Raw genomic sequence first — 14,207 nt, forward strand, 5'->3', positions numbered from 1 at the left:
TAGCGCAAGGCCCGAAGGTCCCCTGCTTTCTCCCGTAGGACGTATGCGGTATTAGCGTTCCTTTCGAAACGTTGTCCCCCACTACCAGGCAGATTCCTAGGCATTACTCACCCGTCCGCCGCTGAATTCAGGAGCAAGCTCCTGTCATCCGCTCGACTTGCATGTGTTAGGCCTGCCGCCAGCGTTCAATCTGAGCCATGATCAAACTCTTCAGTTCAAACATCTTTGGGTTTTGAGAAAACCCTAAACTTGGCTCAGCAATCGTTGGTTACATCTTTGATTTCTCGCGGAGTAACTTGTGATGCTGATAATCTGTTGACTAGCAGTCTGACTCCACAAGCACCCACACGAATTGCTTGATTCAGTTGTTAAAGAGCGGTTGGTTAAGATCTTTCGTCTCAACCGAGGCGCGCATTCTACAGCAGCCTCATTTGCTGTCAAGTGATATTTTACAGAAGTTTTCAAGGAATCCTTAACAACTTCAACCACTTGCGCTTTCGATCTCTCGTCAGCGGGAGGCGAATTCTACAGCGTTACTCGCTGCTGTCAACACCTCTTTTTCAACTTCCTTGGCGCTTCGATGACCTGAAGCAACCTGCCGCCGAAAACTGCGTAACTCTTTGTTTATCAAGGAGTTTTCCGTTTCGACTGCGCCGGAAGTGGGGCGAATTATAGGCTTCTAAAATTCGCCGTCAACACTTAATTCCAACTTTATTCAGCCTTGAGCGTAATACGCGCAAATGCCTTCTTCCCGGCCTGGCAAACATGGGTCGCGCCCAGCGCATATATAAAGGTGCGATCGACAACCTCACCATCTATACGCACACCACCGGAACCCAGGAGATCTCGAGCCACCGCCGAATTCTTGACCAGCCCTGCTTTATTAAGGACGGCAGCGATCGGCATATCCTCGGCAGCAGTCAATTCGATTTCCGGCAGATCATCCGGCAGCTCGCCATCCTTCATACGGTTACCGGCGGCGCGATGGGCATTGGCCGCAGCTTCCTCACCATGGAAGCGCGCAACGATCTCTTCAGCCAGCTTGATCTTGATGTCGCGCGGATTGGCACCCGCCTCCACATCAGCGCGGAACGCATTGATCTCATCCATGGAGCGGAAGCTGAGCAATTCAAAGTAGCGCCACATCAGCGCATCCGGAATGGAAACCAGCTTGCTGTACATCACACCTGGCGCTTCCTGGATGCCGACGTAGTTGCCCAAGGACTTGGACATCTTCTTCACGCCATCCAGGCCTTCAAGCAGCGGCATGGTCAAGATGCACTGAGCCTCCTGGCCATAACCACGCTGAAGCTCACGCCCCATCAGCAGGTTGAACTTCTGATCGGTACCACCGAGCTCGACGTCTGCGCGCAGAGCTACCGAGTCGTAACCCTGAACCAGCGGATAGAGGAACTCGTGAATGGCGATTGGCTGATTGGTCGTGTAGCGCTTGTCGAAGTCATCGCGCTCGAGCATGCGAGCCACGGTGTACTGCGAAGTCAGGCGAATGAAGTCGGCCGGCCCCATCTGATCCATCCAGGTGGAGTTGAAGGCCACTTCGGTTTTTGCAGGATCCAGAATCTTGAAGACCTGAGTCTTGTAGGTCTCGGCATTCTCGAGGACCTGCTCGCGAGTGAGCGGCGGACGCGTAGCACTCTTGCCGCTCGGATCGCCGATCATCCCGGTGAAGTCACCAATCAGGAATATCACCTGGTGCCCCAGCTCCTGGAACTGACGCAGCTTGTTAATAAGCACGGTGTGGCCCAGGTGCAGGTCCGGAGCCGTTGGATCGAAGCCTGCCTTAATACGTAGGGGCTGGCCACGCTTGAGCTTTTCAATCAGCTCGGACTCGACCAACAGTTCTTCCGCACCACGTTTGATCAGCGCTAGCTGCTCTTCAACCGACTTCATAACAGACCCGCAAGGCTCAGATTCAAAGGGAACCAACCATACAAGATCGCGCGTCAAATACAAGGTTTGCCCGGCGCACGGACGCCAATCCGCAGGTAGGGCACCTACGGACTTGCTTCAGAGATGATTTGGTTATATTTTATACAGTTATTTCATCTTCATCATGTCATTCATCTTTTCCAATTCATCTTTTTCAAAGTCAAAACCACTTATGACCAAAGAATCGTCTAAAGCGCCGCCGCTTTACCCGAAGACCCACCTGCTCGCCGCAAGTGGAATCGCCGCCCTTCTCAGCCTGGCGCTCCTGGTATTCCCTTCCAGCGATGTTGAAGCCAAAAAAACGACCCTGAGTCTTGAACTGGAAAGTCCTGCTGAACAACTGACACAAGATCAAGACGCTGCTGACGTCGCTCAAGCCACAAATGAGCCTGCAACATCCCCCTTCGCGCAGATCGACAACAGCGCCGAGGACACTCAGGAAGCCGCTCAAGCCGAACCGGCGCCGGTCGTTGAAGTTGAAGAAAAGAAGCCGGCAAGCCACAGGGAAGTGATCGTCGCCAAGGGCGACACCCTCTCCACGCTGTTCGAGAAAGTCGGGCTTCCAGCCACTGCAGTGCATGAAATACTGGCCAGCGACAAGCAGGCCAAGCAGTTCAGCCAGCTCAAGCGTGGCCAAAAACTTGAATTCGAACTGAGCCCTGACGGCCAGTTGACCAACTTGCACAGCAAGCTCAACGACGTCGAAAGCATCAGCCTGACCAGAAACGACAAGGGCTACACGTTCAATCGCATCACAGCGAAACCGACCGTGCGCTCCGCTTATGTTCATGGCGTGATCAACAGCTCGCTGTCGCAGTCCGCGGCCCGAGCGGGCCTGTCCCACAGCCTGACCATGGACATGGCCAGTGTGTTTGGCTACGACGTGGACTTCGCCCAGGACATTCGCCAGGGCGACGAATTCGACGTGATCTACGAGCAGAAAGTGGTCAACGGCAAGGCCGTCGGTAATGGCCCGATCCTGTCGGCGCGCTTTACCAACCGCGGCAAGACCTACACCGCCGTTCGCTACACCAACAAACAAGGTAACAGCAGCTACTACACCGCTGACGGCAACAGCATGCGCAAGGCATTCATCCGCACACCGGTGGACTTCGCCCGCATCAGCTCGAAATTTTCCATGGGCCGCAAACACCCGATCCTGAACAAGATCCGCGCCCACAAAGGCGTCGACTACGCAGCACCGCGCGGCACGCCGATCAAGGCAGCCGGTGACGGCAAGGTCTTGCTGGCCGGTCGCCGGGGTGGCTACGGCAATACCGTCGTTCTCCAACACGGCAATACCTACACCACGCTCTACGGCCACATGCAAGGCTTCGCCAAAGGCGTGAAGACTGGCGGCACGGTGAAACAAGGCCAGGTGATTGGCTATATCGGCACCACAGGCCTCTCCACCGGCCCGCACCTGCACTACGAGTTCCAGGTCAATGGTGTGCACGTCGACCCGTTGGGCCAGAAACTGCCAATGGCCGATCCGATTGCCAAGGCCGAACGCGCACGCTTCCTCGCCCAAAGCCAGCCCCTGATGGCGCGCATGGATCAGGAAAAAGCCACGATGCTGGCTTCGAGCAAGCGTTAAGTCATGGCGCTCTATATAGGTGTGATGTCCGGGACCAGCCTTGATGGCCTGGATATCGCGCTGATCGAGCAAGCCCCGGCGATCAGACTGATCGCCTCCCACTACATCCCGATGCCCGACTCCCTGCGCGCCGAGCTGCTTGGCTTGTGCGCCAGCGGCCCGGACGAAATTGCCCGCTCCGCCATCGCCCAGCAGAACTGGGTGAAACTGGCAGCCCAAGGGATTCACACCCTTCTCACTCAACAGCAACTGAAGCCTGACGACATTCGTGCCATTGGCAGCCATGGCCAGACCATCCGCCATGAACCGGCACGCGGCTTCACCGTGCAGATCGGCAACCCGGCCCTGCTGACGGAGCTGACCGACATCACCGTAGTCAGCGACTTCCGCAGCCGCGATGTCGCTGCCGGAGGACAAGGTGCACCGCTGGTTCCCGCCTTTCACGAAGCCCTGTTTGAAGAACGGATCGGGAATCGTGCAGTACTGAACGTAGGCGGCTTCAGCAATCTCAGCCTGATCGAGCCCGGCAAGCCGGTCGCCGGTTTCGACTGCGGCCCGGGCAATGTGCTGCTGGACGCCTGGATTCACCAGCAACGCGGCGACCACTTTGACCGTGATGGCCAATGGGCTGCCAGCGGCAACATTCAACCGGTGCTGTTGAATGCGCTACTGAGTGACCCGTTCTTCGTGACCAAAGGCCCGAAGAGTACCGGGCGGGAAGTGTTCAACCTGCCATGGCTGACGCAGCATCTGGCGCAGCTGCCAGCTTTCTGCGCCGAAGATGTTCAGGCGACCCTGCTTGAACTGACCGCACTGACCATCATCGAGTCACTGCAAAGCGCCCAGGCAGACACGCAGGAACTGCTGGTCTGCGGCGGCGGCGCCCACAACACGGCCTTGATGAACCGCCTGGCCGGCCTGCTGCCAAACGCCAGTGTCAGCAGCACCGCGACTTACGGTGTAGACCCCGACTGGGTCGAAGCCATGGCCTTCGCGTGGCTGGCTCATTGCTGCCTCGAAGGCATCGCGGCCAACCGTCCGAGCGTTACCGGTGCCCGTGGATTGCGCGTACTCGGCGCCATCTACCCCGCATAAATCCTCCACACAGCAAAACGCCGCAAGACCCTGAGGCCGTGCGGCGTTCTGTGAAACAGGTGCGCTGATCAGATCGAGAACGAAGAACCGCAGCCACAGGTGGTGGTCGCATTCGGGTTCTTGATGACGAAGCGCGAACCTTCCAGACCTTCCTGGTAGTCCACCTCGGCACCGGCCAGATACTGGAAGCTCATCGGATCGACCACCAGGCTCACGCCTTCGCGTTCGACGATGGTGTCGTCATCGGCCACTTCCTCATCGAAAGTGAAACCGTACTGAAAACCTGAACAACCGCCGCCCGTAACGAATACGCGCAGCTTCAAGCGATCATTCCCCTCTTCATCGACCAGGCTCTTCACCTTGTGCGCGGCACCGTGGGTGAATTGCAAAGCCGTGGGGGTGAAGGATTCAACGCTCATGCTGACTATCTCCCGGCGTTACGCCGTCATATTGCGTGATGACGCGCATTATCCGCTTCTCCTAGAAAAGCGGTCAACTATTGTTATGGTATATCAACCAATCCGATCGCCGGCCCGGAATGCAAAAAGGCCCGTCAGACGGGCCTTTTGCTGTACGCGATAAACCTTACGGCAGCATGCCTGCGTGCGAGAGCCCCAGACGCTCATCCAGCCCGAACAGAATGTTCATGTTCTGCACGGCCTGACCCGACGCCCCCTTGACCAGGTTGTCGATCACCGACAGCACCACCACCAGGTCACCGTCCTGAGGGCGATGCACGGCAATACGGCAGACGTTGGCCCCCCGCACGCTACGCGTCTCCGGATGGCTGCCGGCCGGCATGACATCGACGAACGGCTCATTGGCATAACGCTTTTCAAACAACGCCTGCAGGTCCACCGAGCGATCGACAACAGTGGCGTAGAGCGTCGAGTGAATGCCGCGAATCATCGGTGTCAGGTGCGGAACGAAGGTCAGCCCGACGTCCTTGCCTGCGGCACGACGCAACCCCTGGCGGATTTCCGGCAGATGACGGTGGCCTTTGACCGCATAGGCCTTCATGCTTTCCGACGTCTCGGAGTACAGCGAACCTACGGAAGCACCACGACCGGCACCGCTGACACCGGATTTGCAGTCGGCAATCAGATGCGCAGCATCGGCCAGGCCGGCTTCGAGCAATGGCAGGAAACCCAACTGCGTGGCAGTTGGGTAGCAGCCCGGCACGGCAATCAGGCGCGCTTTCTTGATCTGCTCGCGATTGACTTCCGGCAAGCCGTAGACCGCTTCGTCCAACAACTCCGGTGCACCGTGCGGCTGCCCGTACCACTTGGCCCATTCATCGGCGTCTTGCAGACGGAAGTCGGCCGACAGGTCGATGACCTTGGTCCCGGCCGCCAGCAATTCGCCCGCCAGGGCATGGGCAACACCGTGCGGCGTGGCGAAGAACACCACATCGCAGGCGCCCAGGGTCTTGATGTCCGGAACGCTGAACGCCAGGCCGTCGTAATGGCCTCGCAGGTTCGGGTACATGTCGGCTACGGCCAGGCCAGCCTCGGATCGGGAAGTGATGACAACCACCTCAGCTTGCGGATGTTGCGCCAACAGACGCAGCAGTTCGACACCGGTGTAACCCGTGCCGCCGACGATACCGACCTTGACCATAAACCTGCCCTCAACGAACCCACTGGAAAGCCGTCGATAATAGGGGCCGCGCGCCCCTGCGACAACCGTCAAGGTGACGTGCGGACGCTCAAGCCTCTACTATTCCCACTACCGTGAATTGGGGAATAACCAAAAATGCTTTATCTGTGGCTCAAAGCGCTTCATATCGTCAGCGTCGTCTGCTGGTTTGCCGGCCTGTTCTACCTGCCGCGCCTGTTCGTTTACCACGCTCAAAGCGAAGACACGATCAGCAAGGAACGCTTCAGTGTCATGGAGCGCAAGCTGTACCGGGGCATAATGGGCCCGGCGATGATCGCCACGCTGATCTTCGGCGGCTGGCTCATCTACCTCAACCCAGGCATCTTCAGCCAGGGTGGCTGGATACACGCCAAACTGACCCTGGTCGTGTTGCTGATCGGCTATCACCACATGTGCGGCGCCCAGGTAAAACGTTTTGCCCGTGGCGAAAACACCCGCAGCCATGTCTTTTATCGCTGGTTCAATGAGGTTCCGGTTCTGATATTGCTGGCAATCGTAATTCTGGTCGTCGTTCGGCCGTTCTAAACCCAATAGACACAACTCACCGGGGTACTTCCAATGTCGCTGCCCGCTCTGCTCGAACAACGTTTGCGTCTGCCTGTGGTGGCTGCGCCGATGTTCCTGATTTCCAATCCGCAATTGGTACTCGCCTGTTGTCGTCAGGGCGTGGTCGGCAGCTTCCCGGCGCTGAACCAGCGCGAAAGCAGCGGCTTCAAGGCCTGGCTGGAAGAGATCGAAGCCGGGCTGGCAACCATGGAAAACCCCGCGCCTTATGCCGTGAACCTGATCGTGCATAACAGCAATCCACGTTTACAGGCGGACCTGGAGATCTGTGTAGAGCACAAAGTGCCGATCGTGATCACCAGCCTCGGCGCCGTGAAAGAACTGGTCGATGCGGTGCACAGCTACGGCGGCCTGGTGTTCCATGATGTGACGACACGTCGTCATGCCGAGAAAGCGGCCGAAGCCGGCGTGGATGGATTGATCGCCGTGGCTGCCGGGGCCGGCGGACACGCCGGGACATGGAGCCCGTTCTCATTGATTGCCGAAATCCGCCAGTTCTTCGACAAGACCCTGTTGCTGGCCGGCTGCCTGAATCACGGGCATGAAATTCTTGCCGCGCAATTGCTCGGCGCGGACCTGGCCTACTTTGGCACTCGGTTTATCGGCACGACCGAAAGTCACGCACCCGAGGCCTACAAAGAAATGCTGCTGACATCCAAAGCCGCAGACATCATCCATACGCCAGCCGTGTCAGGTGTCCCCGCGAGTTTCATGCGCCAGAGCCTGGAAGCCGCCGGTTTCGACATGGCCGCGTTACAGGGCAAGGGCGAGATCAACTTCGGTGCCAAGCTCAAACCCGTAAGCGATGAGGCCAAAGCCTGGAAAACCGTTTGGTCTGCAGGCCAGGGCGTGGGAGAAATCGAGGACTTGCCGAGTGTCGAGCAGTTGATTGCACGTCTCGACGCCGAGTACCGCCAGGCCCTGGAGCATGCCGCCCAGCTGCCAAAACGCTGGCCGCGCTGACAGTAAATCTTGGCCAGCCCCTCCCGGCTGGCCCTACACTTACCTGGGCACAATCTTCTTCTTTCAACCTCTCGCGACAAGGATGCCTCGCACATGGGCGAAAATCGTTTCAAGATCATCTTCGAAGGTGCCTTGCTGCCCGGTGTCGACATCACCACGGCAAAGCTCAATCTCGCCGATTTATTCAAAAGCGATGTCACAGCCATCGAGCGCTTGTTCACCGGGCGCCCGGTAGCGCTCAAACGCAACCTGTCGCAGGCCGATGCCCAGACCTATCTCCAGGCGCTGAGCAAGACCGGTATCGACGCGCGCATCGAAGCCGAAACACCGATCGAGTTGAACCTCGCCGACGTGCATGACCATACTCCGGCCAGCAGCCAGGCGGCATTGGCAGAACCGCAGTCTCCATACGCTCCGCCTCGCGCGCCCGTCGGCGAAGCCGTGGCAGAATTCGCCACGCTCAAGCCATTCAGTTTCGATGGCCGTATCGGTCGCTTGCGTTACCTCGCCTGGACGCTGGTGCTGACACTGGTGCTCTCGGCTGTTTGCGGGGTGTTTGCATTGGTCGCCCTGGCCCTCATCGGTGCGGATTCAACCGCCGGCCTGATCCTGGGCGGCTTGCTGGCCCTGATCCTGTTTGTCGGATTTGCCTTCGTCAGCATCCAGATCACCGTTCAACGATTGCACGATGTCGGCTGGTCCGGCTGGCTGTGGCTGCTGAACCTGGTGCCGTTTGTGGGTACTTTCTTTCCGTTCGTGACCATGGTCGTACCGGGCAACGAACTGGCCAACCGCTACGGTCCACCGCCTCCGCCAAACAGTACTGCGGTCAAAGTATTGTCTTCGCTGTGGCTGGTCGTCATCGCACTGATCCTGGTCGGCTCCCTGGCCGGTGGTCTCTCGGCGATACAGGAAGAATACGAAAGCGCGGCCCAGAGCAGCTACGACAGCAGTTCGGTCACCACCGATGAAATCGACGTCGAAGTCGAACCAGTGCCAAATTCCGCCGACGATGCAGCCGAAGAGGCCCAGCCCCCTGTAGACTCTGCGAAAGAATGAACAGCGCTCCTGGCCCGTGACACCTGCGTCGCGGCGCGGAGCTGTTGCGATGGAGAACTGCATGACCCGTTACGCTCTGATCACTGGCGCCTCCAGCGGCATCGGCCTGGCAATGGCCGAAGCGCTGGCCCGGCGCGGCCGCAGCCTGATTCTGGTGGCCCGACAACGTGATCAGCTGGAAAGCATTGCGATTGAATTGACCCAAAGGTTCGGCGTGGAAGTGCTGTTCCGTGCCTGTGACCTGGGCGAACCGTTGCGCCTGTCAGGATTCCTGCTGGAGCTGGAAGAAGGCGACCGGCAGATCGATCTGTTAGTCAATTGCGCCGGCATCGGTACATGCGGCCCGTTTCTGGCCCAGGACTGGATGACCGAGCAAGACCTGATCGAAGTGAACATCCTCGCCCTCACCCGCCTGTGCCATGCCATCGGCAACAGCATGGCCCTACAAGGCGGTGGGCAGATTCTGAATGTGGCCTCGGTGGCAGCGTTTCAGCCGGGACCGTGGATGAGCACCTATTACGCCAGCAAGGCGTATGTGCTGCACTTTTCCGAGGGATTGCGCGTCGAGCTGAAAAAGTGCGCGATCAAGGTTTCGGTGCTCTGCCCTGGGCCGACCCGCACAGCGTTCTTCCGTACCGCGCAACTCGACAGCGACAAACTGACCAACAGCAAACTGCTGATGAGCCCCGAGGAAGTGGCGCTCTACACCGTGCGCGCCCTGGAAAAGAATCAAGCGATCATTATTCCGGGGCGGCGCAACCGCTGGTTCGCCTTCCTGCCAAGGCTCGGCTCACGCTGGCTGACTCGCACAATCGCCGGCATGGTCAACAAGGCCTACTGCCCGCGCTGATCCAACTCAAGGTAAAAGGCTGGGCGCCGGCATACGCCATGAGTACACTCAGGCCAGCCCAAACAACGGAGAAAACAGCTGTGGATACTCTGTTCACCAAGATCATCAACCGGGAAATCCCGGCGAAGATCATTTACGAGGACGACCAGGTACTGGCCTTCCACGACATTTCCCCACAGGCACCGGTACATTTCCTGGTGATCCCGAAGAAGCCGGTTCGCACCCTGAACGATCTGACGGAGGACGACAAGACACTGGCCGGACACATTCTGTTCACCGCCCAGCGCCTGGCCTTGGAACTGGGCTGCGAAAAAGGCTTCCGCGTCGTCATGAACTGCAATGAAGAAGGCGGGCAAACCGTCTACCACATTCATATGCACGTGCTTGGCCAGCGCCAGATGCACTGGCCGCCGGGCTGATTCGCCAAGCCCTCAAAGATCGCAGCCTTCGGCAGCTCCTACACCGATCTCTGTAGGAGCTGCCGAAGGCTGCGATCTTTTTTCGCTTTTGACCCAGCGCAAACCATCCCCGGCCGATTGGGTTAAACTGGCCGCCGAAATTCTCCCCGGAGGTCAGCATGACTACCCAACGTCACTACTCGCCCATTGACCGCCTTCTGCTGCAAGCCGATGCCGCGATGCGCACCCTGCTGCCCTTCAGCGGCCAGCCGTACCGTCCGTCGCCGGCCATCGTGCAGCCCGATGCAAAAATGAGCGACGAAGACACGCGCCACGTTGCCGGCCTGATGCGCATCAACCATACCGGCGAAGTCTGCGCCCAGGCGCTGTATCAGGGGCAGGCGCTGACTGCCAGACTGCCGCAGGTGCGTGCCGCCATGGAACATGCCGCCGAAGAAGAAATCGATCATCTGGTCTGGTGCGAACAACGCATCCATCAACTGGGTAGCCACACCAGCATCCTCAATCCGCTGTTTTATGGCATGTCGTTCGGAATTGGCGCTGTGGCCGGCCTGATCAGCGACAAAGTCAGCCTGGGCTTCGTGGCGGCAACGGAAGACCAGGTGTGCAAACACCTGAACGAACACCTGGAGCAATTGCCGGCCGAGGATGAAAAATCCCGGGCGATTCTTGAGCAGATGCGTATCGATGAAGAACAGCATGCCGAAAGCGCGCTGGAGGCTGGCGGGTTCCGCTTTCCGGCGCCGGTGAAGTTCGGGATGAGTCTGATGGCCAAGGTGATGACCAAGAGTACTTACCGGATCTGATTTCCCGGTCGCCTGTGAGGGCCTCTTCGCGGGCAAGCCCGCTCCCATAGGGGCTGCACTTGGGCAATAAAAAAGGCGACTGCCGTGAGGGAGTCGCCTTTTTTGTGTTCGAGAATCTTACGCCATGTTGCGCGCGTAGAAGATTTCGAGCATTTCGTGTTTCACCCGCTCGGTCACCTGGGCGCGTTGCTCAGAGGACAGGTTGCTGGTGGCGTCACCGAACAGGTAGTTATCCAGTTCGAAGTTCTTCAGCAGCATTTTGGTGTGGAACAGGTTTTCCTGGTACACGTTCACGTCGGTCATCTGGTACGCGTCGCGAGTGTCATCGGAGAGGTAGTTCTGGATCGAGTTGATCTCGTGGTCGATGAAGTGCTTTTTGCCTTCAACGTCACGGGTGAAGCCGCGCACACGGTAGTCCACGGTCACGATGTCCGAATCGAACTGGTGAATCAGGAAGTTGAGCGCTTTAAGCGGTGAAATGACCCCGCAAGTCGACACGTCGATGTCCACACGGAAGGTTGCAATACCGCTGACCGGATGGATTTCCGGGTAGGTGTGCACCGTGATGTGGCTCTTGTCGAGGTGGGCCAGAATGATTTCGGGCAGCGGGCCCGGAGACTCTTCGATCTGACTGTCGGTCGGGGTTACCGGCTCTTCGGAGATCAGGATCGTGACGCTGGCGCCCTGCGGCTCATAGTCCTGACTGGCAATGTTCAGGATGTTGGCACCAATGATATCGACAACTTCCGTGAGGATCTGCGTCAGGCGTTTCGCGTTGTACTCTTTATTGATGTACTCGACGTATGCCTGCTGGTCTTGCGGGGTTTCCGCGTAGCAGATGTCATAGATGTTGAAGCTCAAGGTCTTTGTCAGGTTATTGAACCCGTGGAGCTTGAGTTTGCTTTTCACCGTTAAAAACTCTCTATGTGTTTGCGGCCCGGCCGCGTGATCAAGCATGCCCGTCAGATGCGAACAACGCACCTGCGTAGGACGGTTAACACCTCTTCGCGATGGCGATTTTGGTTGTCTGTTCGGGTGCGAGGCCTGTCGGCTGACGGGCCACTACCCTGAAAAAAGTGGCGCATTATGCAGACGTCAGCTTGTGTTCGCCAGAGTCTGCACTGCATTTATGATAGTTGAATGTCGATTCAACCGAGTTCGATGATCTCGTAGTCGTGGGTAATTGCCACGCCAGCCGCGCCGAGCATGATCGAGGCCGAGCAATACTTCTCGGCAGACAATTCGATGGCGCGTTTGACCTGGGCCTCTTTCAGCCCGCGGCCCTTGACCACGAAGTGCATGTGGATCTTGGTGAAAACCTTTGGATCTTCGGTCGCGCGCTCGGCTTCGAGGAAGGCTTCGCAGCTCTCGACGGCCTGGCGGGACTTCTTGAGGATACTGACCACATCGAAATTGCTGCAACCGCCGACACCCAGCAGCAGCATTTCCATCGGCCGGACACCCAGGTTACGTCCGCCGGCCTCGGGCGGACCGTCCATGACCACGACATGACCGCTACCGGATTCGCCGAGGAACATGGCTTCGCCAGCCCATTGGATGCGTGCCTTCATCGCCAAGACTCCACTGTATAAAAAAGGGTCGCCAGCTTAGCACAGCCCCCGAGATTGACAGCGCCCGGCGTCCTAGGACATATCCCACTGCCTTGTAGGTAAATGCTCGAATATTTCAGGAAGTGTCTGGTAAGCTGACGCCAATTCAATGGCGCATGGCCAGCCTCACTCCAGCGTTCGCTATTTATAAAAACCACACCGTGCAGTCTTTTCGGGATACAACCATGGTTGCTATTGCCCCCAACCCCAAGATCAAGAACCTCGACAAGCTGTTGATGCATTGCCAGCGCCGCCGCTATCAGGCCAAGAGCAACATCATTTGTGCTGGTGACCGCTCGGAAACGCTGTTCTTCATCATCAAAGGCTCAGTCACCATCCTGATCGAGGATGACGATGGGCGGGAAATGATTATTTCCTACCTGAACGCCGGGGACTTTTTCGGTGAGTTGGGCCTGTTTGAGCAAGCCGGCCTTGAGCAGGAGCGCAGTGCCTGGGTGCGGGCCAAGGTCGAATGCGAAGTTGCGGAAATCAGCTACGCAAAATTCCGCGAGCTGTCCCAGCAGGATCCGGACATTCTTTACGTCCTCAGCGGACAAATCGCACAGCGCCTGCGCAACACCACACGCAAGGTCGGTGACCTGGCATTCTTTGACGTGACCGGCCGCGTTGCCCGCTGCCTGCTGGAGCTGTGTAAACAGCCAGACGCCATGACCCACCCCGATGGCATGCAAATCAAGGTAACCCGTCAGGAAATCGGGCGGATTGTCGGTTGTTCCCGGGAGATGGTCGGTCGCGTGCTCAAGGATCTGGAAGAACGCAACCTGGTGGACGTCAAAGGCAAGACCATGGTGGTCTTCGGTACGCGTTAGGCTCGAAACCTAGCCGCTGAACATCTGTGCCAGCATCAACCGATAGAGTTCGTCGAGGCGCGCCAGTGCATCGGGTGCCGTGAACTTCTCATGCAATGCGATGTGGCTTTCGGCGCGTACTCGTTGCTCCAGACTACAGGCCTCGTTGAAGCGATTGACCGCGGCGACCATTGACGCCCGTTCGTCATCCATCAACATCGCACCGTGCACCAGGCCCACCGGACGCTGGCCACCCTGGCTCTGGCGCCAGCGCTGGGCGGTGCCAACCATTTTGCGCCCGTCGAGGTTGACGTTGAAGCGGCCATCGCAGAACGCACCGTCGATTTCGCCAAGGGACGACGTGCCACCCAATTCATCCAGCAACTGGCAGATAGGGTCGCAGAGGCGCCGGTAACCGGTTTCGATGCGGTTCAAATCACCTTCGCTGCGTGGAGGCGCGTAAACCAGGGCGATATTGATCGTTGTGGCGGATTGTGGAACCGGTTCGCCGCCGGTATCGCGCAGCAGCACCGGCCAACCTGCTGCTGCCGACACTTCACAGGCAGCCTCGAAACCCGGCAAGCGATTCAAGCGGCGCGGCATGACCAATGCCTGATCGCTCGGTTGCCAGAACAGCAGGCCGAACTCCGCGTCGCCGGCGCACACCGAGGCCAACAGATCTTGTTCGGCCTGCAGGCCGGCTTCGATGGTCAGGGAGGTTGGCAGCGACATGGAAGGCTCCGACAGACCTGAGGTCTCTAGGGGATTTGCGGGCCTCTTCGCGGGCAAGCCCGCTCCCACAGTGGAAGCGGTTTGCCTGTGAAGA

The 14,207-nt window shown here is 58.4% G+C and carries 15 protein-coding genes and 1 rRNA gene; 9 read left to right on the plus strand and 7 right to left on the minus strand.

Going from position 1 to position 14,207, the window contains the following annotated elements:
* A 16S ribosomal RNA gene (locus tag KW838_RS07850) occupies positions 1–217 on the minus strand; the annotation flags it as partial.
* Between the two features lie 494 nt (positions 218–711).
* Positions 712–1,911 (minus strand): tyrosine--tRNA ligase, encoded by a 1,200-nt coding sequence (tyrS, locus tag KW838_RS07855; protein WP_102700209.1) that lies wholly within the window; start codon positions 1,909–1,911, stop codon positions 712–714.
* Positions 1,912–2,122: 211 nt separating this feature from the next.
* On the opposite strand from tyrS, the gene KW838_RS07860 reads away from it, so the two are divergent.
* Positions 2,123–3,547 (plus strand): peptidoglycan DD-metalloendopeptidase family protein, encoded by a 1,425-nt coding sequence (locus KW838_RS07860; RefSeq protein ID WP_218500840.1) that lies wholly within the window; start codon positions 2,123–2,125, stop codon positions 3,545–3,547.
* A gap of 3 nt (positions 3,548–3,550) precedes the next feature.
* Positions 3,551–4,642, plus strand: coding sequence for an anhydro-N-acetylmuramic acid kinase (locus tag KW838_RS07865; RefSeq protein ID WP_218500841.1), 1,092 nt, complete (start codon positions 3,551–3,553; stop codon positions 4,640–4,642).
* Positions 4,643–4,710: 68 nt separating this feature from the next.
* Here the strand turns inward: KW838_RS07865 and erpA are convergent, their stop codons facing one another.
* Positions 4,711–5,061 (minus strand): iron-sulfur cluster insertion protein ErpA, encoded by a 351-nt coding sequence (gene erpA, locus KW838_RS07870; RefSeq protein ID WP_007906865.1) that lies wholly within the window; start codon positions 5,059–5,061, stop codon positions 4,711–4,713.
* 166 nt (positions 5,062–5,227) lie between these two features.
* Positions 5,228–6,262, minus strand: coding sequence for an N-acetyl-gamma-glutamyl-phosphate reductase (argC, locus tag KW838_RS07875; protein ID WP_007980174.1), 1,035 nt, complete (start codon positions 6,260–6,262; stop codon positions 5,228–5,230).
* A 135-nt stretch (positions 6,263–6,397) separates the two neighbouring features.
* On the opposite strand from argC, the gene hemJ reads away from it, so the two are divergent.
* The 6 genes from hemJ to coq7 all read left to right on the plus strand — a co-directional run bounded on the left by hemJ (position 6,398) and on the right by coq7 (position 10,962).
* Positions 6,398–6,826, plus strand: a complete 429-nt coding sequence (gene hemJ, locus KW838_RS07880; protein WP_007980176.1) for a protoporphyrinogen oxidase HemJ — start codon at positions 6,398–6,400, stop codon at positions 6,824–6,826.
* A gap of 33 nt (positions 6,827–6,859) precedes the next feature.
* Entirely contained in the window at positions 6,860–7,828 is a 969-nt protein-coding gene (locus KW838_RS07885) for a nitronate monooxygenase family protein (RefSeq protein ID WP_218500842.1), read from the plus strand.
* A 93-nt stretch (positions 7,829–7,921) separates the two neighbouring features.
* Positions 7,922–8,887, plus strand: a complete 966-nt coding sequence (locus tag KW838_RS07890; protein WP_218500843.1) for a DUF805 domain-containing protein — start codon at positions 7,922–7,924, stop codon at positions 8,885–8,887.
* 61 nt (positions 8,888–8,948) lie between these two features.
* Positions 8,949–9,737 (plus strand): SDR family oxidoreductase, encoded by a 789-nt coding sequence (locus KW838_RS07895; RefSeq protein ID WP_033048446.1) that lies wholly within the window; start codon positions 8,949–8,951, stop codon positions 9,735–9,737.
* An 80-nt stretch (positions 9,738–9,817) separates the two neighbouring features.
* Positions 9,818–10,156, plus strand: coding sequence for a histidine triad nucleotide-binding protein (locus KW838_RS07900; RefSeq protein WP_095964066.1), 339 nt, complete (start codon positions 9,818–9,820; stop codon positions 10,154–10,156).
* 158 nt (positions 10,157–10,314) lie between these two features.
* Positions 10,315–10,962, plus strand: a complete 648-nt coding sequence (gene coq7, locus KW838_RS07905; RefSeq protein ID WP_007980187.1) for a 2-polyprenyl-3-methyl-6-methoxy-1,4-benzoquinone monooxygenase — start codon at positions 10,315–10,317, stop codon at positions 10,960–10,962.
* Positions 10,963–11,079: 117 nt separating this feature from the next.
* Here the strand turns inward: coq7 and speD are convergent, their stop codons facing one another.
* Both speD and KW838_RS07915 read right to left on the minus strand, forming a co-directional pair.
* On the minus strand, positions 11,080–11,871 hold the full coding sequence (speD, locus tag KW838_RS07910; RefSeq protein ID WP_007980189.1) for an adenosylmethionine decarboxylase: 792 nt from the start codon (positions 11,869–11,871) through the stop codon (positions 11,080–11,082).
* Positions 11,872–12,110: 239 nt separating this feature from the next.
* Positions 12,111–12,533 carry an OsmC family protein gene (locus tag KW838_RS07915; RefSeq protein ID WP_003176451.1) on the minus strand — a complete coding sequence of 141 codons (423 nt, stop codon included), beginning with the start codon at positions 12,531–12,533 and terminating at the stop codon, positions 12,111–12,113.
* 224 nt (positions 12,534–12,757) lie between these two features.
* On the opposite strand from KW838_RS07915, the gene crp reads away from it, so the two are divergent.
* The gene (gene crp / locus KW838_RS07920) at positions 12,758–13,402 is read left to right on the plus strand and encodes a cAMP-activated global transcriptional regulator CRP (protein ID WP_102700203.1); all 645 of its coding nucleotides are present in this window, start codon (positions 12,758–12,760) and stop codon (positions 13,400–13,402) included.
* A 9-nt stretch (positions 13,403–13,411) separates the two neighbouring features.
* Here the strand turns inward: crp and KW838_RS07925 are convergent, their stop codons facing one another.
* Complete coding sequence (locus KW838_RS07925; protein ID WP_218500844.1) at positions 13,412–14,113, minus strand: lipoate--protein ligase family protein; 702 nt, start codon at positions 14,111–14,113, stop codon at positions 13,412–13,414.
* Positions 14,114–14,207 lie beyond the last annotated feature (94 nt).

This window comes from Pseudomonas sp. PDM27 (genome assembly GCF_019219205.1).
Taxonomy (GTDB): Bacteria; Pseudomonadota; Gammaproteobacteria; order Pseudomonadales; family Pseudomonadaceae; genus Aquipseudomonas; species Aquipseudomonas laurylsulfatiphila.

Bases quoted from the DNA above. Each gene is read 5' to 3' on its own strand.
- tyrS (WP_102700209.1), bottom strand. From the start codon at position 1,911: ATGAAGTCGGTTGAAGAGCAGCTAGCGCTGATCAAACGTGGTGCGGAA.
- KW838_RS07860 (WP_218500840.1), top strand. From the start codon at position 2,123: ATGACCAAAGAATCGTCTAAAGCGCCGCCGCTTTACCCGAAGACCCAC.
- KW838_RS07865 (WP_218500841.1), top strand. From the start codon at position 3,551: ATGGCGCTCTATATAGGTGTGATGTCCGGGACCAGCCTTGATGGCCTG.
- erpA (WP_007906865.1), bottom strand. From the start codon at position 5,061: ATGAGCGTTGAATCCTTCACCCCCACGGCTTTGCAATTCACCCACGGT.
- argC (WP_007980174.1), bottom strand. From the start codon at position 6,262: ATGGTCAAGGTCGGTATCGTCGGCGGCACGGGTTACACCGGTGTCGAA.
- hemJ (WP_007980176.1), top strand. From the start codon at position 6,398: ATGCTTTATCTGTGGCTCAAAGCGCTTCATATCGTCAGCGTCGTCTGC.
- KW838_RS07885 (WP_218500842.1), top strand. From the start codon at position 6,860: ATGTCGCTGCCCGCTCTGCTCGAACAACGTTTGCGTCTGCCTGTGGTG.
- KW838_RS07890 (WP_218500843.1), top strand. From the start codon at position 7,922: ATGGGCGAAAATCGTTTCAAGATCATCTTCGAAGGTGCCTTGCTGCCC.
- KW838_RS07895 (WP_033048446.1), top strand. From the start codon at position 8,949: ATGACCCGTTACGCTCTGATCACTGGCGCCTCCAGCGGCATCGGCCTG.
- coq7 (WP_007980187.1), top strand. From the start codon at position 10,315: ATGACTACCCAACGTCACTACTCGCCCATTGACCGCCTTCTGCTGCAA.
- KW838_RS07915 (WP_003176451.1), bottom strand. From the start codon at position 12,533: ATGAAGGCACGCATCCAATGGGCTGGCGAAGCCATGTTCCTCGGCGAA.
- crp (WP_102700203.1), top strand. From the start codon at position 12,758: ATGGTTGCTATTGCCCCCAACCCCAAGATCAAGAACCTCGACAAGCTG.
- KW838_RS07925 (WP_218500844.1), bottom strand. From the start codon at position 14,113: ATGTCGCTGCCAACCTCCCTGACCATCGAAGCCGGCCTGCAGGCCGAA.